The 26528-nt window shown below is 41.6% G+C and carries 21 protein-coding genes and 1 tRNA gene; 17 read left to right on the top strand and 5 right to left on the bottom strand.

Annotated features, from left to right (window positions below; all coding sequences use genetic code 11):
- Positions 1-56: 56 nt before the first annotated feature.
- The 3 genes from ACM0OT_RS10875 (at position 57) to ACM0OT_RS10865 (ending at position 3801) form a co-directional block, all read left to right on the top strand.
- On the top strand, positions 57-956 hold the full coding sequence (locus tag ACM0OT_RS10875) for a hypothetical protein (RefSeq protein ID WP_414564365.1): 900 nt from the start codon (positions 57-59) through the stop codon (positions 954-956).
- Positions 957-1075: 119 nt separating this feature from the next.
- Positions 1076-2938, top strand: a complete 1863-nt coding sequence (locus tag ACM0OT_RS10870) for an ABC transporter ATP-binding protein (RefSeq protein ID WP_414564364.1) — start codon at positions 1076-1078, stop codon at positions 2936-2938.
- 215 nt (positions 2939-3153) lie between these two features.
- A complete protein-coding gene (locus ACM0OT_RS10865) occupies positions 3154-3801 on the top strand; it encodes a Uma2 family endonuclease (protein ID WP_414564363.1) in 648 nt (215 codons plus the stop codon).
- Positions 3802-3893: 92 nt separating this feature from the next.
- Here the strand turns inward: ACM0OT_RS10865 and ACM0OT_RS10860 are convergent, their stop codons facing one another.
- Entirely contained in the window at positions 3894-6605 is a 2712-nt protein-coding gene (locus ACM0OT_RS10860) for a DUF3536 domain-containing protein (protein WP_414564362.1), read from the bottom strand.
- Positions 6606-7189: 584 nt separating this feature from the next.
- Here ACM0OT_RS10860 and cax point away from each other — a divergent pair.
- Both cax and ACM0OT_RS10850 read left to right on the top strand, forming a co-directional pair.
- Positions 7190-8281 (top strand): calcium/proton exchanger, encoded by a 1092-nt coding sequence (gene cax / locus ACM0OT_RS10855; RefSeq protein WP_414564361.1) that lies wholly within the window; start codon positions 7190-7192, stop codon positions 8279-8281.
- Between the two features lie 1233 nt (positions 8282-9514).
- Entirely contained in the window at positions 9515-10042 is a 528-nt protein-coding gene (locus ACM0OT_RS10850; RefSeq protein ID WP_414564360.1) for a peptidoglycan-binding domain-containing protein, read from the top strand.
- 106 nt (positions 10043-10148) lie between these two features.
- Here ACM0OT_RS10850 and ACM0OT_RS10845 read toward each other — a convergent pair whose 3' ends face one another.
- Together ACM0OT_RS10845 and ACM0OT_RS10840 are read right to left on the bottom strand one after the other, a co-directional pair.
- Complete coding sequence (locus ACM0OT_RS10845) at positions 10149-12569, bottom strand: sucrose synthase (protein WP_414564359.1); 2421 nt, start codon at positions 12567-12569, stop codon at positions 10149-10151.
- A gap of 717 nt (positions 12570-13286) precedes the next feature.
- Positions 13287-13359, bottom strand: a tRNA-His gene (locus ACM0OT_RS10840).
- A gap of 134 nt (positions 13360-13493) precedes the next feature.
- Here ACM0OT_RS10840 and ACM0OT_RS10835 point away from each other — a divergent pair.
- From ACM0OT_RS10835 to cobA, 4 genes are read left to right on the top strand one after another with little or no spacing between them, the layout of a single operon-like run.
- Positions 13494-13874, top strand: coding sequence for a DUF4359 domain-containing protein (locus tag ACM0OT_RS10835; RefSeq protein ID WP_414564358.1), 381 nt, complete (start codon positions 13494-13496; stop codon positions 13872-13874).
- Between the two features lie 47 nt (positions 13875-13921).
- A complete protein-coding gene (locus ACM0OT_RS10830; RefSeq protein WP_414564357.1) occupies positions 13922-15259 on the top strand; it encodes a protein kinase domain-containing protein in 1338 nt (445 codons plus the stop codon).
- Positions 15260-15276: 17 nt separating this feature from the next.
- Positions 15277-15990 carry a sirohydrochlorin chelatase gene (locus ACM0OT_RS10825; protein WP_414564356.1) on the top strand — a complete coding sequence of 238 codons (714 nt, stop codon included), beginning with the start codon at positions 15277-15279 and terminating at the stop codon, positions 15988-15990.
- Positions 15987-16766 carry a uroporphyrinogen-III C-methyltransferase gene (gene cobA / locus ACM0OT_RS10820; RefSeq protein WP_414564355.1) on the top strand — a complete coding sequence of 260 codons (780 nt, stop codon included), beginning with the start codon at positions 15987-15989 and terminating at the stop codon, positions 16764-16766. Before ACM0OT_RS10825 ends, cobA begins: the two co-directional genes overlap by 4 nt.
- 108 nt (positions 16767-16874) lie before the next feature.
- Here cobA and ACM0OT_RS10815 read toward each other — a convergent pair whose 3' ends face one another.
- Positions 16875-17387 carry a TIGR02652 family protein gene (locus ACM0OT_RS10815; RefSeq protein WP_414564354.1) on the bottom strand — a complete coding sequence of 171 codons (513 nt, stop codon included), beginning with the start codon at positions 17385-17387 and terminating at the stop codon, positions 16875-16877.
- Positions 17388-17625: 238 nt separating this feature from the next.
- Here ACM0OT_RS10815 and ACM0OT_RS10810 point away from each other — a divergent pair, with 238 nt between their 5' ends.
- The 5 genes from ACM0OT_RS10810 to ACM0OT_RS10790 all read left to right on the top strand — a co-directional run bounded on the left by ACM0OT_RS10810 (position 17626) and on the right by ACM0OT_RS10790 (position 21473).
- Positions 17626-18150 carry a gamma carbonic anhydrase family protein gene (locus tag ACM0OT_RS10810; RefSeq protein WP_414564353.1) on the top strand — a complete coding sequence of 175 codons (525 nt, stop codon included), beginning with the start codon at positions 17626-17628 and terminating at the stop codon, positions 18148-18150.
- 209 nt (positions 18151-18359) lie between these two features.
- Positions 18360-18485 (top strand): photosystem II protein Y, encoded by a 126-nt coding sequence (locus ACM0OT_RS10805; RefSeq protein WP_414542894.1) that lies wholly within the window; start codon positions 18360-18362, stop codon positions 18483-18485.
- A 121-nt stretch (positions 18486-18606) separates the two neighbouring features.
- Positions 18607-19839, top strand: a complete 1233-nt coding sequence (locus tag ACM0OT_RS10800) for a bifunctional folylpolyglutamate synthase/dihydrofolate synthase (protein WP_414564352.1) — start codon at positions 18607-18609, stop codon at positions 19837-19839.
- A gap of 743 nt (positions 19840-20582) precedes the next feature.
- Entirely contained in the window at positions 20583-21014 is a 432-nt protein-coding gene (locus ACM0OT_RS10795) for an MAPEG family protein (protein WP_414564351.1), read from the top strand.
- Positions 21015-21035: 21 nt separating this feature from the next.
- Complete coding sequence (locus ACM0OT_RS10790) at positions 21036-21473, top strand: DUF4332 domain-containing protein (RefSeq protein WP_414564350.1); 438 nt, start codon at positions 21036-21038, stop codon at positions 21471-21473.
- 23 nt (positions 21474-21496) lie between these two features.
- Here the strand turns inward: ACM0OT_RS10790 and ACM0OT_RS10785 are convergent, their stop codons facing one another.
- Positions 21497-22111 carry a TetR/AcrR family transcriptional regulator gene (locus ACM0OT_RS10785; RefSeq protein WP_414542890.1) on the bottom strand — a complete coding sequence of 205 codons (615 nt, stop codon included), beginning with the start codon at positions 22109-22111 and terminating at the stop codon, positions 21497-21499.
- Positions 22112-22389: 278 nt separating this feature from the next.
- Between ACM0OT_RS10785 and ACM0OT_RS10780 the strand changes: the two genes are divergently transcribed.
- The 3 genes from ACM0OT_RS10780 (at position 22390) to ACM0OT_RS10770 (ending at position 26192) form a co-directional block, all read left to right on the top strand.
- Positions 22390-23931, top strand: coding sequence for a M16 family metallopeptidase (locus ACM0OT_RS10780; protein ID WP_414564422.1), 1542 nt, complete (start codon positions 22390-22392; stop codon positions 23929-23931).
- 72 nt (positions 23932-24003) lie between these two features.
- The gene (locus tag ACM0OT_RS10775) at positions 24004-25509 is read left to right on the top strand and encodes a M16 family metallopeptidase (protein WP_414564421.1); all 1506 of its coding nucleotides are present in this window, start codon (positions 24004-24006) and stop codon (positions 25507-25509) included.
- A 419-nt stretch (positions 25510-25928) separates the two neighbouring features.
- Positions 25929-26192 carry a hypothetical protein gene (locus tag ACM0OT_RS10770; protein ID WP_414564349.1) on the top strand — a complete coding sequence of 88 codons (264 nt, stop codon included), beginning with the start codon at positions 25929-25931 and terminating at the stop codon, positions 26190-26192.
- The last annotated feature ends 336 nt before the right edge of the window (positions 26193-26528 follow it).

The following is a 26528-nucleotide window of genomic DNA, read 5'->3' as shown; positions in this document are numbered from 1 at the left end:
ATAGTTGATAAAGGTGAATTTTACAATTAACAAATATTAGACTCATTGACTAAATTATGTTTTCATACTTTGCTTATGGTCTGGCAATAAAATCTGAAATAGAGTTACTCGAATTTATTCCTGCACAATTACCTGGTGACATCACAATTCGATGGAATAGAAATGCTACCATCCCTGATGAAGTAAAAGGTAATCATACTTGCTTCATCAAAGTGACACTAGAAGAAGCGATTCTTTTTGATAAAAAGGCTGCTTTGTTTATCATTCGTAATGGATGCGAAATTATTGTTACTCCTTTAAATGATGATGAAAGATTAATTAGCCTTTACATCGTTGGCACTATCATGTCAATTTTGCTTTATCAACGAGGCTTGTTTGTATTACATGGGAGTGCAGTAGAGTTTGATGGTAGTGCTATTGCTTTTGTCGGTAAGTCAGGCTGGGGTAAGTCTACCATTGCCGCAGCACTCCATACCAAAGGACATCGCATTATTACAGATGATGTTGTCGCAATCAGTACAGAAACAGACACCATCACTGTATTTCCTGGTTATCCGCAGTTTAAACTGTTTCCCGAAGTAGCAGAAATCTTGGGTCACGACCAGTCTGAACTACTGCTGTTGCACTCTCAATTAAAAAAAGGTGGTTTCCGGGTGGCGAAAAACTTCTCTCAAACGGCCTTACCACTCAAGCGGATTTATATGCTGAGTAAAGACTCAACTGTGGGGATAAAACAACTGCGATCGCCTGAAAGTTTAACAGAATTAATGCGTAACTCACTGCCTACGCGATGGTATCAGGTTCACAACACAGCTCAATTCCTGCAATGCACCAAGATTGCCAAAAACATACCTAGCTACCGTCTGATTCGGTCTAGTGATTTGCGATCGCTACCTACTCTAGCTGAAATGGTAGAAGCACACCTGATTGGTAACCTCCAGTCATCCATAGCTTGAGAAAGTCATTGCTGAATACGAGTATGAAATGCCAAAATTCAAAAATTCAAACTCTCACTCTCCGCGTCTCTACGTAGCCCGACTAATTCATATTTTTATTCTGCAACGTCACAAATTTAATGAGCAAGTTACGTAATTCTCTAGCACAGTCATCCCATATCATGCAAACTTTGCATTTGATTTGGGCAACAGCTCCTATCTGGACTGTGGCTTGGTCATTCTTGCTGTTACTTCAAGGGTTACTACCAGGGGCAAATGTATATCTATCTAAACTGCTAGTAGATAGTTTAGTAGTTGCCATGAGGGCTGGTACCAGTGAAGAAAGTTTTAAAATAGTGCTGTTACCAGCAGGGTTGATGGCGACCGTTTTGTTACTGACACAACTATCAAATGCTGCCCTAATTTTCATCCGCAAGGTTCAGTCTGAACTCGTACTAGATAGTATTACAGCCTTAGTACACGAAAAATCTATTGCGGCTGATTTATCCTTCTACGAATTACCGGAGTACCACGACCGCTTACATCAAGCACGAAGTAATGCTAGTAGCCATTCTCTTGGTCTTTTGGAAAGTACTGGCAGTTTATTGCAGAATAGCATCACTTTACTAACAATGGTAGCTATTTTGCTGCCCTATGGAGTATGGTTACCTCTAGTGCTGCTTGCTAGTTCAATCCCTGCACTCTACATGGTAGTTCGCTTCAATAAATATTATCATCGCTGGTGGGAAAAAACGACACCACAACGTCGAAGGGCTGAATACTATGATTTTTTGCTCACTCAGGTGTATACTGCTGCGGAACTGCGGTTATTTGAGTTGGGCAATTATTTTCAACTATCTTATCAGGCTATACGCGATCGCCTGCGTACCGAAACCATCAAGTTAACTGGTGAACAAAGTTACACTCAGTTGGCTGGAGGTATCTCGGCTTTGTTGATTGCTGGTGGTGCGATGGTGTGGATGCTGTGGCGAGCATTACAAGGATTTTTGACCTTAGGAGACCTGGCTTTATTTTACCAGGCTTTTAATAGTGGCCAAAGTTTAATGCGTTCTGTACTGGCAAACATTGGTCAAATCTACAGCAATAGCTTGTTTTTGGGTAATCTCTTTGAATTTCTCCAATTAAAACCACAAATTCAAGATCCTCCTCAACCCTTACCCATTTCCCTACCTTTAAAACAAGGAATTTGCTTACGCCAAGTTACCTTTCGCTATCCTGGGAGCGATCGGGCGATTCTGCAAGATTTTAATCTCACCATCCCTGCTGGCAAGATTGTCGCCATTGTTGGGGAAAACGGTACTGGTAAAAGTACCTTGATTAAACTTTTGTGCCGTTTTTATGACCCTGAATCCGGCAGTATTGAATTAGATGGAATTGATATTAAAAAGTTTTCCCTGAGCGAATTCCGCCGTCTACTCACAGTTATGTTTCAGTTTCCTGCTACTTATCAAAAAACGGTAGCAGAAAACATTGCCATTAGTGATGTGTATTCAAAACCTAGCTTTGAGGAAATTCAGGCGGCTATTCAAGATGCTGGTGCTGAAGAAATTGTTGCTAGGCTACCGCAGGGTTACGATACACAACTAGGAAAAATGTTTTCTGGCGGTACTGATTTGAGTGGAGGTGAATGGCAGCGTATTGCCTTAGCTAGAGCTTTTTTACGGCAAGCACCGATTCTCATCCTAGATGAACCAACCAGCTTCATGGATTCTTGGGCTGAACATGACTGGCTAGATAGATTTCGCCGGATGGCAAAGAATCGTTCTGCTGTGGTCATCACTCACCGTTTTACTTTAGCAATGCGTGCTGATGTCATTCATGTCATGCAGGCTGGACAAATTGTAGAGTCAGGAAGTCATCACGAATTACTAGCTTTGGGTGGACTTTATGCCCAGTCTTGGCAAGCACAAACACAAGCTAATGTCAGTCTAACTATTAACGGCAGTAACCCTCTTCTGTCACTTTCCGAGTATTCTGATTGACATCCTCTCCCGCTAAATGCTGGTGCATTGTAACGGGATTCTTCTAGCTTGATTAGATAATAGGCAATTCAAAATTTTGAAAGTTATTCTTGGTAACTTTTTGAGATGAACTTGTGGAGGTATGAAGGATACTATCTTGGTACTGGAGGAGTTTAATATGGTAATTATGGACTTTGCCAAGCACAAAAAATTTCGTTTTGGCGAGGGGTTAGACAATGAATGATTTACAAACCCAGTTACCTACAGATATATGGATTTACACTTCTTGGGATGAGTATGAGCAAATAGTCGCCAACCTGCTCAATAATCAGGGAAAGAGTTACTACTACAAGGGATATATGAGGCTGGAGATGGCGCCAGTTAGTTTTGATCATGGTAAAGACCATGTTGTAATTATTTTTGCAGTAACTTTATTTACAGCACTTAAGGGAATTTTAGCCACAGGTTTAGATACCACTACTTTTCGGAAAACTGGCCTTCAGGATTGTCAGCCTGATGTGGCTTATTACCTCAGAGAACACGCCCAAACTATTCCAACTGGCACAGGGATTGTTAAACTTGATCAGTACCCTGCACCAGATTTGGTGATTGAGATTGCGAAAACCTCTTTGCTAGATGATTTGGGTACAAAGCGATCGCTCTATGAAGAGTTGGGTGTGGCTGAATATTGGGTAGTAGATGTCCAAAATGCCCAAATTATCGCTTATGCTATTGCCGATCAAGGTAGTAAACGCATTCAAGAATCACAGGTGTTACCTGGATTAGCGATCGCAATTTTAGAATCAGCTTTACGTCGTAGCCGTCAAATGAGTCAATCGGAAGTTGGAACTTGGTTATTAAGTGAGTTTCAGCAGATTTCCTAAATAGCTATAATTAAAAATTAATGGTGCATTGCCTTATACGACAACACACCATACAAATTTGATTTCCAGAAGTGGGAAGTTGTGTTTTTTACCTAATCAAATTTACTCAAAACATGACTGACATCAACGGCTAACTTTTGCCCTAACTTGAGTAATTGATGACATTGATTATTATCTTCCTGATTAGCTGATGCCGTAACACACAATGGCACAATTTCGCTGTGCAAACAGCTAAAGAATAGCTCTTGAGAACGGTGCAGAGAAATACCCAAATTTAACTGAGAAGCGACATCAATTAATCGTTCTAAACATTGGATTTCTATAGCAAAACTACCATTGGTATTGTGTAACAATTGCCAAAGTAATCGCATAACCAATTGCTCTAATATCTGCTTACCTTCGGGAATATTTAACTGACAATGCAGATGTTTAGCTTCAGTAGCGATCGCCTCTAATTCTCCAATGTGATTTAAGCTCAATCCCGATTCAGAGATATCTTGCTCAAGCGATCGCAATGTTGTCATACAACGAGATCCTAAAGCAATCTCGGCGGCTACCTGCAATTCTTGGGGAACCTCTAGTTCGTCCCGGTGAAAGGCCATGAGAATACCGTAATTATCTCGGTATGCTTGAGTGTAAAGCTGGTCTAAACGTGTTAAGGTTTCCTGACTCAGCAGCCGCATAATTCGATGACGTTCTTCAGCAAAGAGATTCTGCAAGCTGAATGTCTCTTCTTTAAATAGCTGTGTCATTACTAAGATCGCCTGAGCTGCACTCGCTTGTTGCAATGCCCCAAATAGCTTATCTTTCAATTGGCTGTAGTCACGTCTACCAGTAAACAATTGAGTACAGCAGTGGAAATCCCAGCCGCCCAAATGCAGAACAGCAAACACCAAACTTTCACTTTCCCAGGTAATTTCTGACACCAGTTGTAAATGTCCTACCGCCAGAGTCAATGATCCCATGCGTTGCATTTGGTAATCTATCTCATTGACGGTGTAACAATAAACACGCTTTTGGTGGGGATGCGGATATTTAGTAGCTTGTTCTCCTGTGAGGGGATTGAGTGTCTCGGCGGGTTTGTGATTGCCAAACAAAGAAGTAATCGCATAATGGGCAGCAACCTGCTTTACACTCACTTGGGCCGTTTGCACCATTTGCCGATAAATTTCTGCACCATGTTTGAAAAGATCCACATTACTGGGGGCTAATCCCAAGCGTTTGAGGAAACTTTTTTCTAACTGTACACCAGCCACATCTCCAGCCAATTCCAAAGCACGGGAGGCGTAGCGGAGAATTTGCGTACCTTCTGGACGAGAAATTTCTTCAAAAAACCACCCGCAACTGGTGAACATCAGTAAAGCATGACGCTGCATTTCCAATAAACGTAAAGCGTCTACTTGTTCTGCGGCTGTGAGTTTGTGGGTTTGATGGCGAGCTAGAAAACGGTTAACATTAGCAGGCGAGCGATCGCGCATCACTTGAATATATTCATCCCGTGCTAGCCAAGGCTCGCGGAATAACTGCCTAGCATTTTCTTCGTAGACATCAATTAATTGATCCCGCAGCCAATTTAAAGCATTTCGCAACGGGCGGCGCCATTTTTGATGCCAAACACCACCTTCACCACCACAACCACAGTCATCTTCCCATCTGCCGACACCATGGGCGCAACTCCAGGCTGTGACGGGTTTTAACTCTACTTCCCAAGTGGGAGTATTCAAACTCAGATAATGGGCAAAGTTGGTGACTGTCCAACCTTGCTTGGGAAACTCCTTTGTAAAAGCATAGGCTAAAGTTTTCTCTGTTCCCTTTTTATGGTGACCAAAGGTTTCGCCATCTGTCGCCACAGAAATTAGTTGCGCTGGACGGTGATCCCCACGTACCGCCGAACCAATGCGGCCAGCAAAGTGACTGGAATTATAAACCACATCACTAAAACCCATGTCCCGCGAAATCGGGCCATCGTAGAAGAAAATATCAATATAAGGACGGGAATCTGCATCATCCCCACTCCCTTCTGTAGTGCTGAGAGGTGAAGCAGCAGTACTCAATTGTGGCTTTAAATAACAACGATAAGGACGGGTGGGATCAATTTGACTACCGCCGACTTCTTGCCATTCATGATGATCCCCATCATGATTTGCTAGGGGACGACAACGTTGTGCTTGGGATGGTGCAAGGATAATGAAGCGAATGCCTTCAGCAACCAAAGCTTCTAAAGTTGCATAATCCACACCTGTTTCTGCTAGCCACATCCCTTCGGGATCACGACCGAAACGGGAACGGAAGTCTTCTTTACCCCAGCGAATTTGGGTGTATTTATCCCGTTCATTCGCCAAAGGCAGAATAATGTGATTGTATACTTGCGCGATCGCATTGCCATGACCTTGCAAGCGCTGACAACTTTTGGTGTCCGCCTCCAAAATCCGCTGATAAACCTCCAAATCGTAGCGTTCTAGCCACGACATCAGCGTCGGCCCAATATTAAAGCTGAAATATTCGTAATTATTGACGATCCCCACTATTTCGCCCCGGTCATTGAAGACTCTAGCAAAAGCATTTGGGCGATAGCATTCCCAATGAATGCGTTCATTCCAATCATGGAAAGGTGCAGCACTGGGTTGACGTTCAATGGCATCCAAATAAGGATTTTCCCGTGGGGGCTGGTAAAAATGACCATGCACCGTGACATACACACCAGTCGCCTGTTTTAGAGGATCAGTTTGATGCGTATCTTTGGGAGTGATATGTGATGTAAATGTTGAGCCAGAGCTAGCTGGCATTTCAGCAGCAGAAGTCATGTATATTTATCCAAACAAAAAACTTACAAGTGCGCCGAAAACTGTGTATTTAAACCTGACTACAGAGGTTTCAACACAAAATCCGGTATATATGAAAACTATGGGTATAGGATACAGTTAAATCTCCAAAAAAGCTGTCTGACTAGAGTGGGAAATCTGCGTTATCTCACAGCCATTTCCCTAAAGGCTGGAAGTCATCAGTCATTAAACAATGTTTTGATTAGGGTTTTTGTGTTGACTGCGCCAGTAAAAAATTTAATTGTCATTTAATCTATTAAACCCCATTTTTGGCGTCAAATCCTGGCTGCAATTGATAGTTTTGCTACGAAAGTTTGCAAAAACTCCATAAATTGCAACTTTATTTTACATATCTCATACAAACCGAGAAACAGTACAAACACAGAACAGAAGTATAGACAGTTGAGAGTATCCTAGAGTCTTGAAGTAGCTGGGCTTTAGGCCGTGCTGAGTGCTGAGAAAACACAACAGAGAAGATGGCATCATTTTGGTTGTTGTACTCTTCATGCAGAATGGAGAACTCAGGATCACCTTTTGTGAACAATAATCTTACCTTAAGGTAGCAAATGTCAGTTAAAAACGTTCTGTTTCTCGTTTTATTACTGTTTATTCCTGTTTCCCTAGCAGCACACTTTCTAGAATGGGGAGACTTAATAGTTTTTATCACAGCCGGTTTAGCAATTTTGCCCTTAGCCGCTTGGATGGGTACAGCCACAGAAGAAATAGCTGTTGTAGTTGGCCCGAGTTTGGGAGGATTACTTAACGCCACCTTTGGCAACGCTACAGAACTGATTATAGCTTTAGTGGCGCTGAATGCTGGGTTGGTGGATGTAGTCAAAGCCAGCATTACAGGTTCGATTATCAGTAACCTACTGTTGGTAATGGGTTTTTCGATGCTGTTGGGTGGACTGCGGTATAAGGAACAGACATTTCAGTCGGTTGTCGCGCGGGTGAATGCTTCGTCAATGAATTTGGCGGTGATTGCCATTTTGCTACCCACGGCGATGAATTATACATCTGTAGGCATTAACGAAAAGACTTTACAAAATTTTTCTTTAGCTGTGGCCATTGTGTTGATTCTGGTTTATGTCTTAACACTGCTATTTTCTATGAAAACCCATGCCTATTTATATGATGTGGGTGTAGCAGAGATAGAAGCCGAGGAAACTCCTGAAACCAAACCTAATGTTTGGCTATGGAGTGGCGTGCTGTTAGTATGTACGCTGCTGGTGGCATTAGAATCAGAAATGTTGGTAGATACTTTAGAAGTAGCTACATCTCAGTTAGGTTTGACATCACTGTTTACAGGGGTGATTTTAGTTCCCATCATTGGTAACGCTGCTGAACATGCTACTGCTGTCACCGTGGCCATGAAAGATAAGATGGATCTTTCTTTATCAGTGGCTGTGGGATCAAGTATGCAAATTGCCTTATTTGTCGCCCCCGTGTTAGTGATAGCCGGGTGGTTCCTCGATCAACCAATGGATTTGGACTTCAACCCTTTTGAATTAGTGGCTGTAGCGGTGTCAGTGTTGATTGCTAATAGCATTAGTTCTGATGGTAAGTCCAATTGGTTAGAAGGCACTTTACTGTTAGCAGCCTATACAGTCTTGGGCTTTGCCTTCTACTTTCATCCAGTCATCGATAGTGTTGGGTAGTTATAGTAGGGAACAGACTTGAAAGTACTTGAGGGTTAATAAAGTTATCTGTCGAGGTAACCAAGGAGCTACTGTGTACACACAAATGATCTAATCACCCCAAATCCTTCACAAGTAGAATGTTTGTTTTCCGGTGCGTTATAAAGTCCATAACACACTTCACTGGACTAACACAGCGCAACCAAACGCTGCCAATATGTTGGGTTTCCTGATGTCGATCCAAAATGGTCTAAGAGGGTGTTTGAAAAGTCCTCTTCTTGCTAGAAAAACGTTTTAGATCCCCCTAAATCCACGCCACTTGCTACAAGTCAGGAAACCCGCCCAACGCAGTGGCTCCCCTTAAAAAGGGGGACTTTGATTCCGGTTCCCCCCTTTTTCTACGCCGAAGGCGCATCCCCGAAGGGGTTTAGGGGGGTTAGGGGGGATTAATAAGTGCTTAAAATCACAACCAACCACTTTTCAAACATCCTCTAAGACGGTGGGTGATATTTTTTCCACTTTTGACAGGAATTAAGCTGACTCGCCGTCTTTTTGTGAGTTTTTGTACTGAGTTGAAACTCACAAATTTGTCTTTTATCAATTAATGTCTTGATTACGGTTAAAAATCGTACAAATTTTCATCATGTTTCTAATATTTAAATTGGTTACCAGGCATACAGTTTGGGATTAAACTTATCAGCTTTTTTAGTGATAAAGAGCTACTACATCAGCTTATTAAGCATCCATTAATTTACATCATTGTTTCAAATATTCTCAGTATCTAACACACGCTTACTGAATAAAATTTTTGATACCTATATTTATTTAACTTTTGAAATTACTGAGTATTTTGATGAGACTTTAGGAGGAAGAAAGTAAACAATAGGCTACTGTAAAGTTGACTTTCAGAAAATCAGATTGGGAAATTTTATTTATTAAATAATTCAAGGTGCCAACAAATAAAAAATGCTCAATTTTCTTGTGAAGCAGGAATTTTAAGCACTAATCAATGAGGCTAGACAAAATAAATATTCCATAAAATGTGGTAATTTATGCTGTTTATCTACTTCAGTAAGTAAAATTTTTATCAGGTAAATTGTATGTTTAATAACAAGATTAATGTTCAATTATCTATTTTTTCATAATTAAAAAAAATACTACATTGTTTTTTTACATTTTTCAGGAGCAACTATTCCGGACTAACAAGCAGTTTGTTTGTCAATAGAAATCAGGGTATTAGTAAAATGAATGACCATGAGTGAAATTGGCCTGCTGATGACGGGCATATTAATCACAAAACGACCATATTTGCCCAATAATTTACCGAAGCAGCAACCATTTCCAATGGAGAAAAGCTCGCAGAAGTTAATACAGCGCAAGTTAACTCAATTAGCTCCAAATCATCAAATCACACCACCTGAATTTATCCAGACAGATCAAGGTTACTCAGAAAACTTTAAAGACCGGAATTTTCAAATAAACACTACAAAAAGTTTATCCCCTGGTTCTTTTACCTTAGCTAAAGCTACAATCAAAGTTGCCAAAGTAGCAGCGCGACCCCAAAGGTTTAGGGCCCAATCTATGCCAACTTTGCGTTTTGGAAATTCTGGGACTTCAGTGAGAGTTTTGCAAAGACTGTTAGTGTCTAATGGCTATGCTATTGGAGTTGATGGGGCTTATGGGCCACTGACAGAAACAGCAGTCAAAGCTTTTCAAAATCAGCGGCGTTTGTCGGTAGATGGAATAGTGGGCCCAGTTACTTGGCTTGAGTTGACAATTTAGTCTGTTGTCAGTGGTCAGTTATTTTGGGGTTTAAAAAACAAATTTACAATCTGCCATCGCTTTGTGACAATTAATAACTAACACCTGACAACTGACTAATGATGATTTAGCGATGCTGATGCTGCTCTAATAGTTGTTGAGCTTTGGGTTTGTAAATTAAATAGAACAACGCTTCGAGATAGCGCAGCAAGTCTTCCCGATTTTCCTTGGAAGTAAAGTTCCAGAAGCCATAAATTCTCGCTAGGGATAACAGCTTAGTCGTATGAATTTTCCAAGTATATGTACTGTACACCCTGTCAATACCTTGCCGAGAAATTGCATCCCAATAATCAGGTTTTTGCTCACATTTCGTGACAAATTCGTAAATTTTGGTGGCTGTTTCTTCTAAATTCGTGGGGTTAATGTAAAAGCCATTTACCCTATCTTGAATAATTTCTAGCGGCCCACCGAATTGTGTAGCAAAAGTTGGTAGTCCCGAAATCATAGCTTCCAAGATTGTCAAACCGAAAGCTTCAAATAAAGCTGGTTGAACAAAGATACCTTTGCGGTCAGCAATTACGCGGTAAATTTCACCGGAATCAGACTTTGATAAACGTATACCTAGCCAGCGAATTTTGCCGTAGAGATTGTATTCTTCAATAATTTGATAGAGTTTAATAATTTCGTCGCGTTCTTCGTTGTCGCCTGACTCTTCAACACGCAATTTACCTGCGACTAAAATTAAGTTGCAATGCTCTTGTAGTTCTTTACTCTTACCAAAGCATTCTGCTAAACCTGTGAGGTTTTTAATGCGGTCAAGACGCGCTACTGAAAACAGCGGGCGCTTGCTGGGGTCGTCTAGTTTACCGAAGATTTGGTTAGGGTCTTCTAAATTAAAGAGTATTTCATCCAGGCGATCGCTATCAGTTTCTATGCGATCTTCTCTGCGGGTGTAAGGAAAATAGTAACTCTCGTTGACTCCCGGCGGTACCACGTTGAACTTGGGGCTAAATAGTTCAATGCCATTGACTACGTGATATAACTCTGGCATGGTGAAGCATTTGTAAGACTCATACTGGCCAATGCTGTCTGGTGTTCCCACAATTTCTTGGTAGGTGCTGCTGACAACGAAGTTAGCCGCATTCATGGCTATTAAATCGGCTGTAAATTGCAAAGAAAAATGATATTTCTCTTCCAAATCTTGCCAGTATAAGTTACTAAACAAGTATTTAGATTTTTCCAAAGCATGGGCGATGTTGCACTGGGTGACGTTCATCCGTCGTGCTAACAAAAAGGCTACCAAGTTACCATCAGAATAATTACCCACAATTAAGTCGGGTCTACCTTGAAATTCTGCGAGTAGTTCTCTTTCTGAGTCAATAGCAAAGGTTTCTAGATAAGGCCAAAACTCAAATCGGGAAATCCAGTTTTGCGTCATGTTGGGATTAAATTCCCGCAGGGGTACACGCAAAATCCAGGCATTTTCTGTACTATGGACTTTTTCTAGTCGTTGATTACACAAAGTGCCATCATTATTAGGAATTAAACGGGTGAGAATAATCACCTTTGGCTGGACGTTCAGCCCGTCTAAACCTGCTAAGTGGGCATCTTCTTGCAGCTGCTTTTCGAGATTTCTGGCTTGGTCGAGGACATACACTACCTGACCACCAGTATCAGGACGACCCAAAACACCTTCTTGGCCGAACCAACCATGAGCCGATACTAAGACGATTCTAAAAATCATCGGCACACGAGAGATAAAAGCTTCGAGCAATTGGGGGTCGGGAGAGTCAATTAAATCGTCAAGAACGTTGAGGCTATCTTGTACCCGCGAGGCTGTATTACCCCAACCAGGCTCAAAACCCATCATTTGTAAATCAAAGCGGAATTCTTCGTAGGATTCATCGCTGGGGCGTTCCTTAAGAAAGGAAAGGGCTTTTTTTACTTGGTCGGAAAGTTGCTGCTGTGATTTGATGCGCTCGTTAACTAGCAGCTGTACACCGTTGTATTGGTGTAGGCGTAAGAAATTCAATAATCTCTCCAGCAGCTGTTTAGAGTCTTGAAAGATTTTGCTGGAGAGATAACGGTTGAGAAACTGCACACCCTTACCAATATTTTTCGAGTCACGAATGACTGGGGTGTAGTCATAAAATGGGCCAAAATCTAACTCTAGCAGATCTCCTTCTTGGGGATGAAATTTATTTACCAGGCGATCGCGCAGATCCAGTAGTTCCTGTACTGTCATTGGCTCAACACTCAAATCCTCTGTTAGCCAGTAAACTTCTTGACTAGCAATCTTGGGACGGATGATAAAACAAAGGTTTGAGTCTTCTTGAATAATTTCCTGAGTATAGTAAATCAGTTTACCTAAGCGAGAAGACGCTGCAAAGGTAGAAGACTTTTCGTTCTTAAAGCAAAAGTTCACATATACACTCAAGATATCGTTACGCAGCAAGTATTTGCTTTCTTCCTGACGTAACAAACTAATGAAGGAACGCAAATCGCTCCTTTCTTCACTATCCAGGATTGCTTGGATCAATTCGGACATAATCACCCCTAACGTTGATTTTTTTTGTTTGACTTCCAGGGCAAAGCTAGCACCTCCCCTTTCATCTCATTGAGTACAAACACGAATAAACACAGAATAATTGTCTATCTGTGTTCTGAATCAGCCTTGATTTATCAGGCATCTAAATCCGTATTCCTCTTTACTCAAAATATCGACATCTCAGTATTTTTTCACTCTAACTAAAGGCGTACAATTTTTCATCCTGTTGATAGAGTTGATGTATGTAATGATTCTCTCACAAAGTTTGAGCCGGATTCTATTTTCAAAAAAATTGCATTTAATGCGCCATGAATCTGCTCTATATATCAGATTTTTTTGAGATAAAAGTAACTTTATTATCAAATCAATACTGAAATAAGTAAGCAGCACTATTGCTCATCATGTTCAAAAAATAAAATTTAGCTTTGAATGTGAGAAAATAACCTTAAATTCTGATATGTAACTAACTTTTGCAGCTTTTTTTCTGACGCATTCTAGCGTAAGTCCTTAAACGGAATGAACTACACAAAGTTATGGTGAATGACACAAATCTTTGGCAATAACTATAAATATTCTAGTAACTACAATAATTTTTTAATAGAATCAACAATCTATTTCAAAAAATTATCTGTAACACAATACTCAGAAATTACAAATAATTCCTGAGTATTCTAAATACAGTCGCTTAAACCACTAATAATTGTCGAAACCATAAGGGGCGAACGATGGGAATTGAACCCACGAATGGTGGTACCACAAACCACTGCCTTAACCACTTGGCTACGCTCGCCATCAACTTTACTCAATGCTCATTATAGCACTTGTTTTGTGAATTGATCCAAATTTTTTTTTCTGCCAGGAACGGACTTTGTAACTGGGCAGTCTTTGGAGTTCAATGATTATAGCAAATCTCAGTTAGGGAACATGAAAGTACTGAATATTGTGGCATATCTAGGAGCAGCCGGATTAGCAGTCTTAGGGGTGACTATGGCTAAAACTAATCCCAATCAGTCTGAATACGAAGAGTATGCTGTTGAAAGGCTCACACAATACTTAAAACAGGATGTTTGCCAGAAAACATCAAATTTCTTCGAGAATTTAATCAATTCCCAATGTGAAAGGCTGGTAGAACAAGCTAATCCGCAAATGAGGGAAATATTGTCACGGACTACGGAAAAGCAAAATCTGATTGTTTTTAGTGTTTACACTACGGATTTAAAACTGAGTTCCTTGTTACCTGCTTACCGATTTCAAACAGTGGGGGCATTTAATAACTTCTATACTTACACGGCTGAGGAGCAATAAGCCCAGAATTGGGAATACTACTTGTAAGCCCAAAACTCCACATTGTCATGAAACTCTGTCCCCACATTGGCTGTCTGTATTCACAAAATCCCGATACAGCGCAAATATGTACAAGATGTAGTGGCAATTTATTGCTGCAAGACCGCTATTACTTGCTTGGTTGTCTAGGACGCGGGGGCTTTGGCAGAACTTTTTTGGCTGTAGATGAACGCCTTCCCTCCAAACCCAGGTGTGTCATTAAACAATTCTGTTTTCCAGAGGAAGACAAAGAAAGCTTTCACAAGGCAGGGGAATTATTTCGTCAGGAAGCAATTCGTCTTCATGAGTTGCAGCATCACCAAATCCCCAAACTACTAGGATACTTTGAACAAGATCAACAGCTGTATTTGGTGGAAGAATTCATCGCTGGACAAACCTTGGCAGAGGAATTGCAACAGCAAGGAGTTTTTAACGCATCCCAAATTGGGGAATTACTCCAAAATTTGTTGCCAGTACTGCAATTTATTCATGAGCAAAAAGTAATCCATCGGGATATTAAGCCAGCAAATATTATGCGCCGCGTTCCCCAAGGGGATTTAGTGTTAATTGACTTTGGAGTGGCGAAACAGGTCACCGCTACAGCATTGCTACATACAGGTACAACCATAGGTAGCCCCGAATATATTGCTCCTGAACAAACACGGGGTAGAGCTATGCCAGCTAGTGATCTCTACAGTTTGGGTGTTACCTGCATTCATTTATTAACGGGGATTTCTCCTTTTGATTTGTTTGATGTGATTAGCGATCGCTGGGTATGGCGTGACTATATATTGCATGAAAATCGCTTAAGCCATGCACTCGGTCAAATTCTTGATAAACTCTTGCACAATGCCCTTTCCCAACGTTACCAATCAGCAGCGCAAGTGTTGCAAGCGCTAAATGTAGCTACTCAACAGCCGGATACTTTAGAAGTAGAAGTTGATTACAGCCAATTACGCGACTTACTGGCCTTCAAGAAATGGCAACAAGCAGACCAAGAAACGTGGGCGGTCATGTGTCAAGCACTCTCGAAGCCCATTGGTAGCTATCTGTTTTGTGGTGACTTGAAAAAATTACCGGATGAGATTTTACAGACAATTGACCAATTATGGATGCAGTATAGCCAAGGAAAGTTTGGGTTTAGCATCCAGAAGCAAATTTACGAAAGCGTTGAAGGTGATTATGGTCGGTTTTGCGCTGCCATTGGCTGGAATGTTCATAACTCCAGTCCTCGCTTCTTTTTTAATTGGTCAGCCCCTCTAGGACACCTACCTTCACGGATTTGGGCTGGTGGTACTCAGTGGTGGCAGCATACTCAGGTTTTAGTCTCCAAGTTGCCAACCTGTTACGCTAAAAATAGCTACTGAAAGTTACACATTTACTCATGACATCTGCATATTTACTGGTATCCCACGGCAGTCGTGACCCACGCCCAGAAGTTGCTATGCAGCAATTAGCAGGGTTGGTATCTCATAAACTGGGCAATACGAAACATTTGATAGGAATAGCTGCTCTGGAACTGAAACCTGAGCCTTTGCATCAGCAGATTAAATTATTTGCCCACAATAGTTTAGCTTTGGGGTGCGATCGCCTGAAAGTGATCCCGTTATTTCTCCTACCGGGTGTCCATGTGATGACAGACATTCCCGTGGAAATGGCCCTGGCACAACAAGCATTAGGTGAAGATATTATCCTTGACCTGCAACCACATTTAGGTATTCATCCTGGTTTGGTGACATTGTTGGCCCAGCAAATGGCTAATATGAAAGCTGAGACAACAATTTTATTAGCTCATGGTAGCCGTCGTCCTGGTTCTTTACAGCCAGTAGAAACCATCGCTACCAAATTGGGAGCCGTGACTGCTTATTGGGCTGTACCTCCTAGTTTAAAATCTCGAATCCAAGAGCTTGTAGCTGCTGGCAAGAGGGAAATGGCGATTTTGCCCTACTTTCTATTTACAGGCGGCATAACTGATGCGATCGCTCAGTCCGTAGAAACGCTAAAATTACAATTTCCCACTGTGACTTTCCAACTGGCATCACCTTTGGGAGCAAGTGCAGAATTAGCTGAGATAATTGGGGATTTGATACATACATGAGCCGCACAGATCAACAGGGGCAAGGGTGTTTGGGTAAGGTTTATTTAATAGGTGCGGGGCCAGGCGATCCAGGATTAATGACCCTCAAGGGTAAGGGTTTATTGGCATGTGCAGATGTAGTTATCTATGATGCCTTGGTGAGTCCAGCTATTTTGGAGATGATTAATCCCCAAGCTGAAAAAATCAATGCTGGTAAGCGCATGGGGCGACATTCATTATTACAAGAAGAAACCACCCACCTGTTAATTGAAAAGGCCCAGGATCATGCAATAGTGGTGCGACTCAAGGGTGGTGACCCGTTTATATTTGGTCGCGGTGGCGAAGAAATGGCAGATTTAGTCCAAGCTGGGATATCTGTAGAAGTTGTGCCAGGAATTACATCGGGTATTGCCGCTCCTGCCTATGCGGGTATACCTTTAACCCATCGATTGCATAGTTCTTCTGTGACTTTTGTCACTGGGCATGAGTCGGCAGGTAAGTATAGACCGAAGGTAAATTGGCAGGCGATCGCCCACGGTTCGGAAACCATTGTCATTTACATGGGCATTCACAATTTACCTTACATTGTGGAACAATTAAGTCAAGCTGGTTTGAGTGAAAAAACACCCATTGCCTTGGTGCGTTGGGGTACACGAGCCGAACAAGAAGAATTAATAGGGACATTGCAGACAATTATTCAGCAAGTCGCAGAAACAGGATTTAGTGCGCCTGCGATCGCAGTAATTGGTTCTGTCGTCAATATGCACAGTATTTTATCTGGTTGTCGTCCAGTGTAAGTTGTCTGGAAACTCCCCAGACCTTGACGGGTTTCGGCAGTTACTCCACTTGAGGAAACCCCCAAGACTGTACTGCCTCACCGCACTGATTCATCAATAACTGATAACTTACTCAAATAATCGGAAATAAGGGTAGCGCACAGGCACTCCAGGCTCTTTTTCCAAATCGAAATTAATCACTTCCCAACAGGGATCTTCTGAGGCGTCTGGACTAAACTCCACAGGTAAACCGTATAAACGTGCATAGCTAGCTTCTGGTTGTCCAGAACGCCAAGGTGTGCTGCGTTCTAAATAGCCACTCATTAATTCCTGATAACGTGCAGCAATAATTACCCGTGTTGCTCGGTAACCTTGAGTGTACAGCTTATCTAGTGCCTCGTGGATCTCAAATCGAATCCCATCGGGATGGGTATGCTGTCTATACCATTCATTATTCCATCTTCGCCAATGACGCCCTGACTGTAGATGAACTAACTCTCCATTTTTAGGATTAGCTTCAAAAGCGCCATGACGGGGACATAAATAGGTATCTGTAAGTGTCAACGCCGGAATAGTCTGGCGACAATGGGGACATTGAATGTCGGGGCCAAACATAGGGTACTGCAAGCCTGGATTCATCATGAAGTGCATACAAACATAATTTTGTCTTCACCAGCATCAAAGGGTTGGATTTTACACTTCGGCTCCTCCACTTTGAGGAACTTGCTCACTGCTGCAAGGACACAGTGTTGACGCAGGAACAACATCACTCATATCTTCCTCAGTCTAGAGACTTGACATCGTGATATCCTGGTTGTGCAACCAGCCTCAAAGTTAAGAGTTTCTCCAGTGTTCCTGGGTACCATATTTTTATTCTATCGTGTCTACCGCTTCTTACTGGCCATCTGTTGATTTTTCTCAAGCTGCCTTCGTCGCCGCTAACGCTGTTGTCATAGGTTCGGTAAATATTAAAGCCGGAGCCAGTATCTGGTATGGAGCAGTAGTTAGGGGAGACGTGGAACGTATTGAGATCGGTGAGTGTACAAATATTCAGGATGGAGCGATTCTACATGGTGACCCAGGTTTACCAACAATTTTAGAGGATCATGTCACCGTAGGTCATCGCGCTGTGGTACATTCTGCTTACATTGAACGTGGCAGCTTAATTGGCATTGGTGCAGTCATTTTAGATGGGGTCAGAGTCGGTGCTGGTAGCACTATTGGTGCGGGCGCAGTTGTGACTAAAGATATTCCCCCCTTGTCCCTTGTCGTCGGTGTGCCTGGTAAGGTGTTAAGACAAGTGACAGACCATGAAGCCACAGAACTTATCGAACACGCCGAACGTTACAAAAAGTTAGCATTAGTTCATGCTGGCAAAGATAGTGACATCGGCTTTCACTCCTAGGGACTGGGGAACTCGGTACCCCTCTAGGTATCAGGGGCAGTAATTGGGACTGGTGACTAGGGACTGGGAGAAATAACTATGACCAATAAAAACTAATAATTTAACGATTCTTTACAAATTGGTCTGGCAAAAATGACCAATTAAGCTAAAAATAAAAATGAGAGTAGTTGACAAAACTTTAATTTCTACTTAAAAGAGGGTTTCTAGATATGGATATCGATTACCGGATTGCGATCGTTTTTGCACCAGTAGCCATTGCTGCCGGCTGGGCTGCGTTTAACATTGGTGCTGCTGCTTTAAGACAAATTCAAGGCTTTTTAAACAAAGAAGCCTAAATTTAATTAACATCATCAATCATTAACCGGCTGTTTCCCTCATCAGAAGCAGTCGGTTTTGTTGATAATGAAACATCTCCCCCTCCTTATCCCCTTGTCCCCCTATCCCCTTCCACGCCCATTGGATATCAATTCTTTACTAAAACCCTTTCAACATTTCGGAGTTCATCTAGGGCTGTCGCGCATTGTCAAATTGTTGGCAAATCTGGGCAACCCCCATCACCAAGTGCCAGTAATTCACGTTGCTGGTACTAACGGGAAAGGTTCGGTTTGTGCCTATCTTTCCTCAGTACTTACCGAAGCTGGTTATCGTACAGGACGTTATACTTCTCCCCATTTAATCGACTGGACGGAACGCATTTGCATCAATGAACAGCCCATAGCCGCTGAGGACTTGGGTAAATTATTACAACAAGTCCAAGCAGCAATTCAAGCTGATGACGATTACCCGACTCAGTTTGAAGTCATTACCGCAGCGGCTTGGTTATATTTTGCCCAACAGCAAGTTGATGTAGCAATTATAGAAGTGGGACTGGGAGGGCGTTTAGATGCGACTAATGTCTGTGAACAGCCTTTAGTAACAATAATTACCTCTATTAGCCGTGAACATTGGCAGCAATTAGGCCCTACTGTGGCTGATATTGCCAGAGAAAAAGCAGGTATTCTCAAACCAGGGTGTCCGGCTGTGGTGGGACAATTGCCAGCAGATGCGAAAACAGTAGTGCGATCGCGCGCTCAAGAATTACAATGCCCACATATTACACCTCAACCTGCTCATCAAATCGCTCCAGGATGGGCTGAGTATGAATCAATTCAATATCCTTTGCCGTTGGCTGGACAAATTCAATTAACTAATTCAGCTTTGGCTTTAGCTGCTTTAGAAATTTTGCAACAACAAGGTTGGGTGATTTCTCCAGAGGCTATTGTTAACGGTATGGGGAAAACTCAATGGCCGGGGCGAATGCAATGGGTGACTTGGAAAGACCAAAAATTATTAATTGATGGCGCACATAACCCAGCCGCAGCTCAATCTCTCAGAAATTATGTAGATAGTTTAGATATCCAGAAGTTAACTTGGGTTATGGGGATGTTATCTACAAAAGAGCATACTGATATTTTTCAAGCTTTACTGCGACCAAATGATCAATTATATTTAGTTCCAGTCCCAGATCATAGTTCGGCTGACATAGGGGAATTGGCAAAGTTAGCTGGCGAAGTTTGTCCAGCATTGGGATCTGTCAGTACGTATTCAGATTTATCATCAGCGTTAGCAGCGGCTTTTGATTCTACAGATAATTTAGTAATTTTATGTGGTTCTTTATATTTAATTGGGTATTTTTTAGGCACTAAATAATCCGAGAGGCTCAGTTACCCAGGGCGAACACATCTTAATTGTTAATAATATTGAAAAATAAAATTCAATTATCTAGAGTTCAGAAATTCCTTTCATATCTATGATATGAAAGGAATTAGAAATGTATACCCAGATCCTTACTCTAATTCTTTATTGTTGGTGAAACGCTTGGGACAGGTAATGTTCGCTCTTGCTGAGAACTTGTTAATCCCAAGTATCCCAGGAGGAGAATCACTCCAATCAAGGCAACGATTTGAAGACTCCTTTCTATTTGAATGAAACTACGTACCAACTTATCCATTAGACTTTGCCTAACTTTCAATAACACTCCTATGATAGTTCATACCAATTCACACTCTTAGCCTACGGCACGCTTTTGCGTTAAGCGCAGCCATGCCCATCAGGGCTTTAAGCAATTAAAAAACTTAGATGCAGCAAGGCTTTTAGGGTTTACATTTCAATACCCTTGCCAAAATAAGAGCCTAGATGAATTTTGGCAAAAGTGGCAAAATCAAGCATACATAAGCGTTTTGATGAAAAGGTAGTTTGTCATCCCAAACCCTTATCCTGCTGTCAATACGTTAAAAAACAATTGTGGGAAATTTTAAAGGAATTTTTAGGACTGATTGTTTTTGTCAACCCTCAAAGAAATAGGAGTTAATGGTTAAAATATCATTATTTCACCCTCGTAAATTGGCAAAGGTATTGGTTTTAGTAACAGGCCATCTCTATCCATTGAAACTATGAAAACCTCTCTTTATTGGTATTCGGTGTGTGTTGTAGTGTTGTTTTTGAAAATGTTTGCTCTTTCAGCTTATCAAGGGTTTTACCGCATTGGCAGGCGTACATTTGTGAACCCTGAGGACGCGGAACTATTCAACAAGCCTCCCGCATTTGAGGAACTACCACAGGTTCAACGTGCAGCCAAAGCTTGGCTTAATGATTTGGAAAACATTCCTATATTTCTTGGTGTCGCCATAGCCTATGTGCTGACTGGAGCATCACCTATGGCAGCAAGTTGGTTATTTTCTACTTTTACAATCGCGCGAATACTTCATACATTAGCGTATCTTTTCGGTTGGCAGCCTTGGCGAACTATTACGTATGCAGTTGGAACCCTCTGTATATTAGTGATGAGTTGGAACATAGTTGTAGTCTTGTATAACAATAGTTAAATAAAATAGGTCGTTACACAAATGCCTGCTAAACACACAAATAGTAGAAGTCCACTCACATCTTGTGACTGGCCCATTGAGCAATTACCGGGATTAAGCCAGGAAGAAAAATCCCAATTCCAAAACTGTGGGATCAAAACCACCAAAGAGCTAATCAAACAAGCCCAGACTGCTGAAGCGAGGATGAACTTAGCAAATAAATTACAAGTAAATCTTCAGTATGTAAATAAATGGATGGCGTTAGCCGATTTAGCCCGGATTCCTAGCGTGGGAATGCAATATTGCGGTTTATTGCTCCATGCAGGAATTGGTTCTGTAGGACAATTAGCTCAAACTCCCACCCATAGATTGCATCAACAAATTATGCGCTTGCAAGTAGCAACAATGCAACGCCGAGATTTGTGTCCAGCTATTGAGCTAGTGCAACAATGGAGTCAACAAGCACAAAAAATCAATTAAAAAATAAAAATTAAATTAATTTCTCATTCTTTGACTAACACACCATTGAGAAATATATCAGCTAATCCTTCTGCCATCTGCTGCATTTCTTGAGGTGAAGCGTCTGGCGACATCAAGGTATTGTCAGAAAAACCGGCGATCGCAAACATTCCTAAGAAGACTTTAGCCACCAGTTTGGCATCGGTTTGGCGATAAATGCCTTTATCCATCGCCGTTTGGAAGAAAGCTTCGGCCACATCGGTCATTTTATTAATTACTTCGATTTGAATGCGATCGCGTAAGTCAGGATGAAACTGCACTTCCATAAAGCACACGCGCATTAAATCAACGTTTTTGTGTAGATTCCACATCCGGCGGCGCATTACCTGAGCAACAGCCTTATAGCTGCCCATTTCACTCAATTCTGTCAGCAAATCTGTTAAGATATCCACCCAACCACTAGTAGCGACTTCAACCAAAATTGATTTTTTATTGGGAAAATGACGAAATAAAGTACCCTCAGCAACTCCAGCTGCTTGGGCTAAATCACGGGTGGTAGTGCCATCAAATCCTTTAGAGGCAAACAAACGCTGTGCAGCCTGTAAAATGCGGGCGCGTGTTTGTGTCTCTGAGGGCGGGGGGGAATTAAAAACTCGCATAATAATTAGATGTGTGATCCTTAGAACACGACTTGTAACATGATTGTCTAACGTCAGGTACAAAAAACACAGAAAGCTTAATACAAGATTAACGCCCTATTTGCTAGTTAGCATGTTTCTCAGGTAGTGGAACTTTAGTTTTATCGTCGCTTATGCATCATTCCAACTGTTCAATTAGAAATTTGGGATTTTGGAGAAAGTCAGCCAACTTTCTGCAAAAAATTTCGCCTGGTTTTGCTCAAGTATTTATCAGGTTACGTCGGCTGTTAAGCATATTCATGGTGCTAGTAATTTTATCGTGGGGAGTAGCGCCAAAGGTCGCGCTGGCTCAGACTCAGACTGCACCGCCTCTGCAAAGAACCCTCCGTCCTCAAAAAACTGAAAGTTCGATTCAACCATATTTAGATCGGGTGATTGAGCAGTCAACGGAGTTTCGCCTTGACAATGGCATGAAGTTTATTGTTTTGGAACGCCATCAAGCTCCTACAGTATCGTTTGTTACATATGCTGATGTAGGTGGCGTAGATGAGCCAGATGGGCAAACTGGTGTCGCACATTTTCTAGAGCATTTGGCTTTTAAAGGCACAACGCGCATCGGGACAAAAGACTACAAGGCAGAAAAAGCCTTGCTAGACCAATTAGAGAAATTGGATACTCAAATCAGAGCAGCCAAAGCCAATAACCAACAAGATGATGTTGTCCGGTTGCAAACTGAGTTTCAGCAAGTAGAATCCCAAGCAGATCAATTAGTCACCCAAAACGAACTAGGGCAAATTGTCAGACAAGCCGGTGGTGTGGGTTTAAATGCCACAACTTCTGCTGAAGCTACCCGTTATTTTTACAGCTTTCCGGCTAACAAACTCAAACTGTGGATGTCACTGGAATCAGAGCGATTTCTGGAACCTGTAATTCGGCGTGAATTTTATAAAGAAAAAAATGTGATTTTAGAAGAACGCCGGATGCGGGTAGATAATTCGCCCATTGGGCAAATGATCGAAAAGTTTATTGATACTGCATTCACAGTTCATCCCTACAAGCGTCCAGTGATTGGCTATGAAGAAGATATCCGTAACCTGACACCAGAAAACGTCCAGAACTTTTTTGATACCCACTATCCACCAAGTAATTTAACCATTGCCATTGTCGGAGATGTGAATCCCGATGAAGTCAAAAGATTAGCAAACATTTATTTTGGCCGCTACAAAGCCAAAGAAAAAGCCCAAGCCAATATTCCCGCTGAACCACCGCAAAAACAAACACGGGAATTTAGTTTGGAATTACCTTCTCAACCTTGGTATTTAGAAGGCTATCACCGGCCAGCAATTACTCATCCTGATAATGCCGTGTATGACATCATTAGTAGTTTAATGAGTGACGGACGCACATCACGGTTGTATAAATCTTTAGTAGAACAAAAGCGCTTGGCGTTAAATGCTCAAGGTTTTAGTGGTTTTCCCGGTGATAAATATCCAAACCTAGTATTATTTTATGCTTTAACTGCTCCTGGTCATACAGCAGATGAAGTAGGAGTAGCTTTGCGTCAAGAAATCGAAAAATTGAAAACTGAACCTGTAGCAGCGACAGAGTTGGAACGGGTTAAAACCCAAGCACGGGCAGGTTTGTTACGTAGTCTCAATTCCAATATGGGCATGGCACAGCAATTATTGGAATATGAAGTCAAAACTGGCTCTTGGCGAAATTTGTTTCAACAACTAGATCAAATTGCTGCGGTAACAAATGCAGATATTCAGCGTGTAGCCAAGGCAACATTTACTACTGAGAATCGCACAATTGGCAAGCTGGTATCGAAACAAGGGTAAAAATGATGAAAGGCAAAGTCAGCAAAGGGCATGTTTGCCAAGGAAGGATACAAAGTGAAGAGTAAAGAACAGATGGCATTGAAAATCCCCAATTTTAAATTGACACTTCGTAAAAGCAAGCAACTATTTTATGCTGTGATGCTGGCTGTCACTTGTTTACTTGTAACTTTTAACTTTTCGTTAGCGGCGACAGCAGAAGCCCAGCATTACACTGAGTTAGAGTTGCCCCCACTGCCGGCAATTCAAGTACCCAAAAATGAAAGGTTTGTGCTGAAAAACGGCTTAGTTGTGTATTTGATGGAAGATCACGATTTGCCGTTGGTAAGTGGTATGGCTTTAGTGCGTACAGGAAGCCGCTTAGAACCAGCCGATAAAGTGGGGTTGGCTAGTTTGACAGGTGAGGTGTTACGTACTGGCGGGACAAAAAAGCATTCGGCAGATCAGCTCAATGATATGTTGGAACAACGCGCTGCATCTGTCGAAACTAGTATTGGTGAAGCTACAGGTAATGCTAGTTTTCAAGCACTGAGTGAAGATTTAGACACAGTATTCGGTTTGTTTGCTGAGGTGCTGCGATCGCCTGTGTTTGCTCAAGAAAAGTTAGATTTGGCCAAAACACAAGCGAAAGGTGGTATAGCGCGACGCAATGATGATCCCGATAGTATTGCGACGCGGGAATTTCAGAAATTGGTTTATGGGCAAGATAGCCCTTATGCCCGGACAACGGAGTATGCCACGCTGGAAAACATTAATCGGGAGGACTTGATCAAGTTTTACCAGCAATATTTTCATCCCAATAATATGATTTTGGGGATTGTAGGAGATTTTAACCCCCAGGAAATGCGATCGCTTGTGCAAGCAAAATTTGGTGACTGGCGGCGGAATTTTAATCTCACTAAACCCAAATTATCCGAGGTGAAACCCGCTCATACAGGTGGTGTGTTTTATGTGGATCAGCCACAGTTAACTCAAAGTAGTGTGTTGGTGGGACATCTAGGGGGCAAATTTGACAATCCTGATTATGCTGCTTTGGATGTGATGAACGGAGTGTTAAATGGATTTGGTGGCCGCTTATTTAATGAAGTGCGATCGCGCCAAGGTTTAGCTTACTCTGCATACGGCTACTGGAGTCCCCGCTTTGATTATCCAGGCATGTTTATTGCTGGTGGACAAACGCGATCGGATGCTACTGTGCAGTTTGTTAAGGCTTTGCAGACCGAAATTAAGCGTATCCAAGCTCAACCTGTCACAGAACAGGAACTAACCTTTGCTAAGGAATCTACACTCAACTCGTTTGTTTTCAACTTTCAAGATCCCAGCCAAACCTTATCACGGTTGATGCGATACGAATATTACGGCTATCCAGCTGATTTTCTGTTTCGCTATCAAAAAGCCGTAGCCGCTACCACAGAAGCTGATGTGCAACGGGTAGCCCGCCAATACCTCAAACCAGAAAATTTGGTAACTTTAGTAGTCGGGAATCAAAGCGCAATTAAACCACCATTGACGCAACTCGCTACCAAAGTAACGCCCATAGATGTCACAATTCCCGATGGGCGATCGCAGGCGAAGAGTTAAAAGATAGGGGAGATGGGGAGATCAGGAAGTATTTTGGTTCTTGTCCCCCTTCGGTTCGGGTATGCCTCCGGATGCCGCAGGCTGTACGCAGTCCCCTGGGAGTGGCTCACTCTCCAGCAGCGCTGTCTCACCTTCTCCCCTTCAGGAATTTAATTTTGCCCAATTGCTTAAGCTATATATAAAGATACTAAGAGACTGATATGTGACATATTGCGTCTCTAAATTTATGAAATCAAACCATATATCCCAGACTGATAATACTAGAAAGCAATCACATTTTAAGACATAAAAGCTTAGTTTTTGTCTATAAAATCTCGCAAAAATATTGACTTTTAAAAATTAAATTGCAAAATAGTAAGAGAGGTTTTGAAAATTTACATTGTATTCTTGTAGTTCGTATTAGTCAGGGAGCTTGTAAAATGGCAAACATCCAAATTATTGACCTCTATCTTAGAGATGAAAAATTTATTATTCATGAAATAGCGGATAGAGAAATAAAATCTGTTACAGGAGGCCAAATAACCAGAGGAGTATCAAATACGAATGACATGAATGAAGAATCTTTAGTCAATACATTTGCTCAAAATTTAGATGGTCTTCTTTGGAACTTGAGATCACAAATGAATGCAACAATTTCTACTGCCGGCAACCGAGTCGGTAGCAGCTTAGATTTTTTAATTTAATCTTATATTGATAATTATCGTGCATTTTGAGTCTAATTAGATTGAAAATGCACATTTTTTTTTGCGTAGCTTCCCGCAGGGAAGTCTTGCCTGCACCGGACGGGAGAAACTCCCATCCTACAAGATAAATTTAATGCAACATTTTAGCCTTGCCACGCCAGTAGAGTGGATTAAACTTTTTGCAGGGCATGGGTTAGAAGACATATAAGAATAATGACCAAGACTCTTAATCGTACAATCTATATTTGGTATGTTGAAATTATAAAAATATGTATTATTATCATTTAACAAAATTATTTAAATAATTAAAAGCTCTCTTCAATAAAGACAGAATTA

The sequence above is a fragment of the Anabaena sp. CCY 9613 genome, from assembly GCF_963920895.1.
Lineage (GTDB): Bacteria > Cyanobacteriota > Cyanobacteriia > Cyanobacteriales > Nostocaceae > Cyanocohniella.
Note: the sequence above shows the minus strand (reverse complement) of the source record. Positions and strands in the feature narration are given on the sequence as shown.

Coding starts and splice junctions, on each gene's coding strand:
- ACM0OT_RS10875 (WP_414564365.1), top strand. CDS start 57: ATGTTTTCATACTTTGCTTATGGTCTGGCAATAAAATCTGAAATAGAG.
- ACM0OT_RS10870 (WP_414564364.1), top strand. CDS start 1,076: ATGAGCAAGTTACGTAATTCTCTAGCACAGTCATCCCATATCATGCAA.
- ACM0OT_RS10865 (WP_414564363.1), top strand. CDS start 3,154: ATGAATGATTTACAAACCCAGTTACCTACAGATATATGGATTTACACT.
- ACM0OT_RS10860 (WP_414564362.1), bottom strand. CDS start 6,605: ATGACTTCTGCTGCTGAAATGCCAGCTAGCTCTGGCTCAACATTTACA.
- cax (WP_414564361.1), top strand. CDS start 7,190: ATGTCAGTTAAAAACGTTCTGTTTCTCGTTTTATTACTGTTTATTCCT.
- ACM0OT_RS10850 (WP_414564360.1), top strand. CDS start 9,515: ATGAGTGAAATTGGCCTGCTGATGACGGGCATATTAATCACAAAACGA.
- ACM0OT_RS10845 (WP_414564359.1), bottom strand. CDS start 12,569: ATGTCCGAATTGATCCAAGCAATCCTGGATAGTGAAGAAAGGAGCGAT.
- ACM0OT_RS10835 (WP_414564358.1), top strand. CDS start 13,494: ATGAAAGTACTGAATATTGTGGCATATCTAGGAGCAGCCGGATTAGCA.
- ACM0OT_RS10830 (WP_414564357.1), top strand. CDS start 13,922: ATGAAACTCTGTCCCCACATTGGCTGTCTGTATTCACAAAATCCCGAT.
- ACM0OT_RS10825 (WP_414564356.1), top strand. CDS start 15,277: ATGACATCTGCATATTTACTGGTATCCCACGGCAGTCGTGACCCACGC.
- cobA (WP_414564355.1), top strand. CDS start 15,987: ATGAGCCGCACAGATCAACAGGGGCAAGGGTGTTTGGGTAAGGTTTAT.
- ACM0OT_RS10815 (WP_414564354.1), bottom strand. CDS start 17,387: ATGATGAATCCAGGCTTGCAGTACCCTATGTTTGGCCCCGACATTCAA.
- ACM0OT_RS10805 (WP_414542894.1), top strand. CDS start 18,360: ATGGATATCGATTACCGGATTGCGATCGTTTTTGCACCAGTAGCCATT.
- ACM0OT_RS10795 (WP_414564351.1), top strand. CDS start 20,583: ATGAAAACCTCTCTTTATTGGTATTCGGTGTGTGTTGTAGTGTTGTTT.
- ACM0OT_RS10790 (WP_414564350.1), top strand. CDS start 21,036: ATGCCTGCTAAACACACAAATAGTAGAAGTCCACTCACATCTTGTGAC.
- ACM0OT_RS10785 (WP_414542890.1), bottom strand. CDS start 22,111: ATGCGAGTTTTTAATTCCCCCCCGCCCTCAGAGACACAAACACGCGCC.
- ACM0OT_RS10780 (WP_414564422.1), top strand. CDS start 22,390: ATGGTGCTAGTAATTTTATCGTGGGGAGTAGCGCCAAAGGTCGCGCTG.
- ACM0OT_RS10775 (WP_414564421.1), top strand. CDS start 24,004: ATGGCATTGAAAATCCCCAATTTTAAATTGACACTTCGTAAAAGCAAG.
- ACM0OT_RS10770 (WP_414564349.1), top strand. CDS start 25,929: ATGGCAAACATCCAAATTATTGACCTCTATCTTAGAGATGAAAAATTT.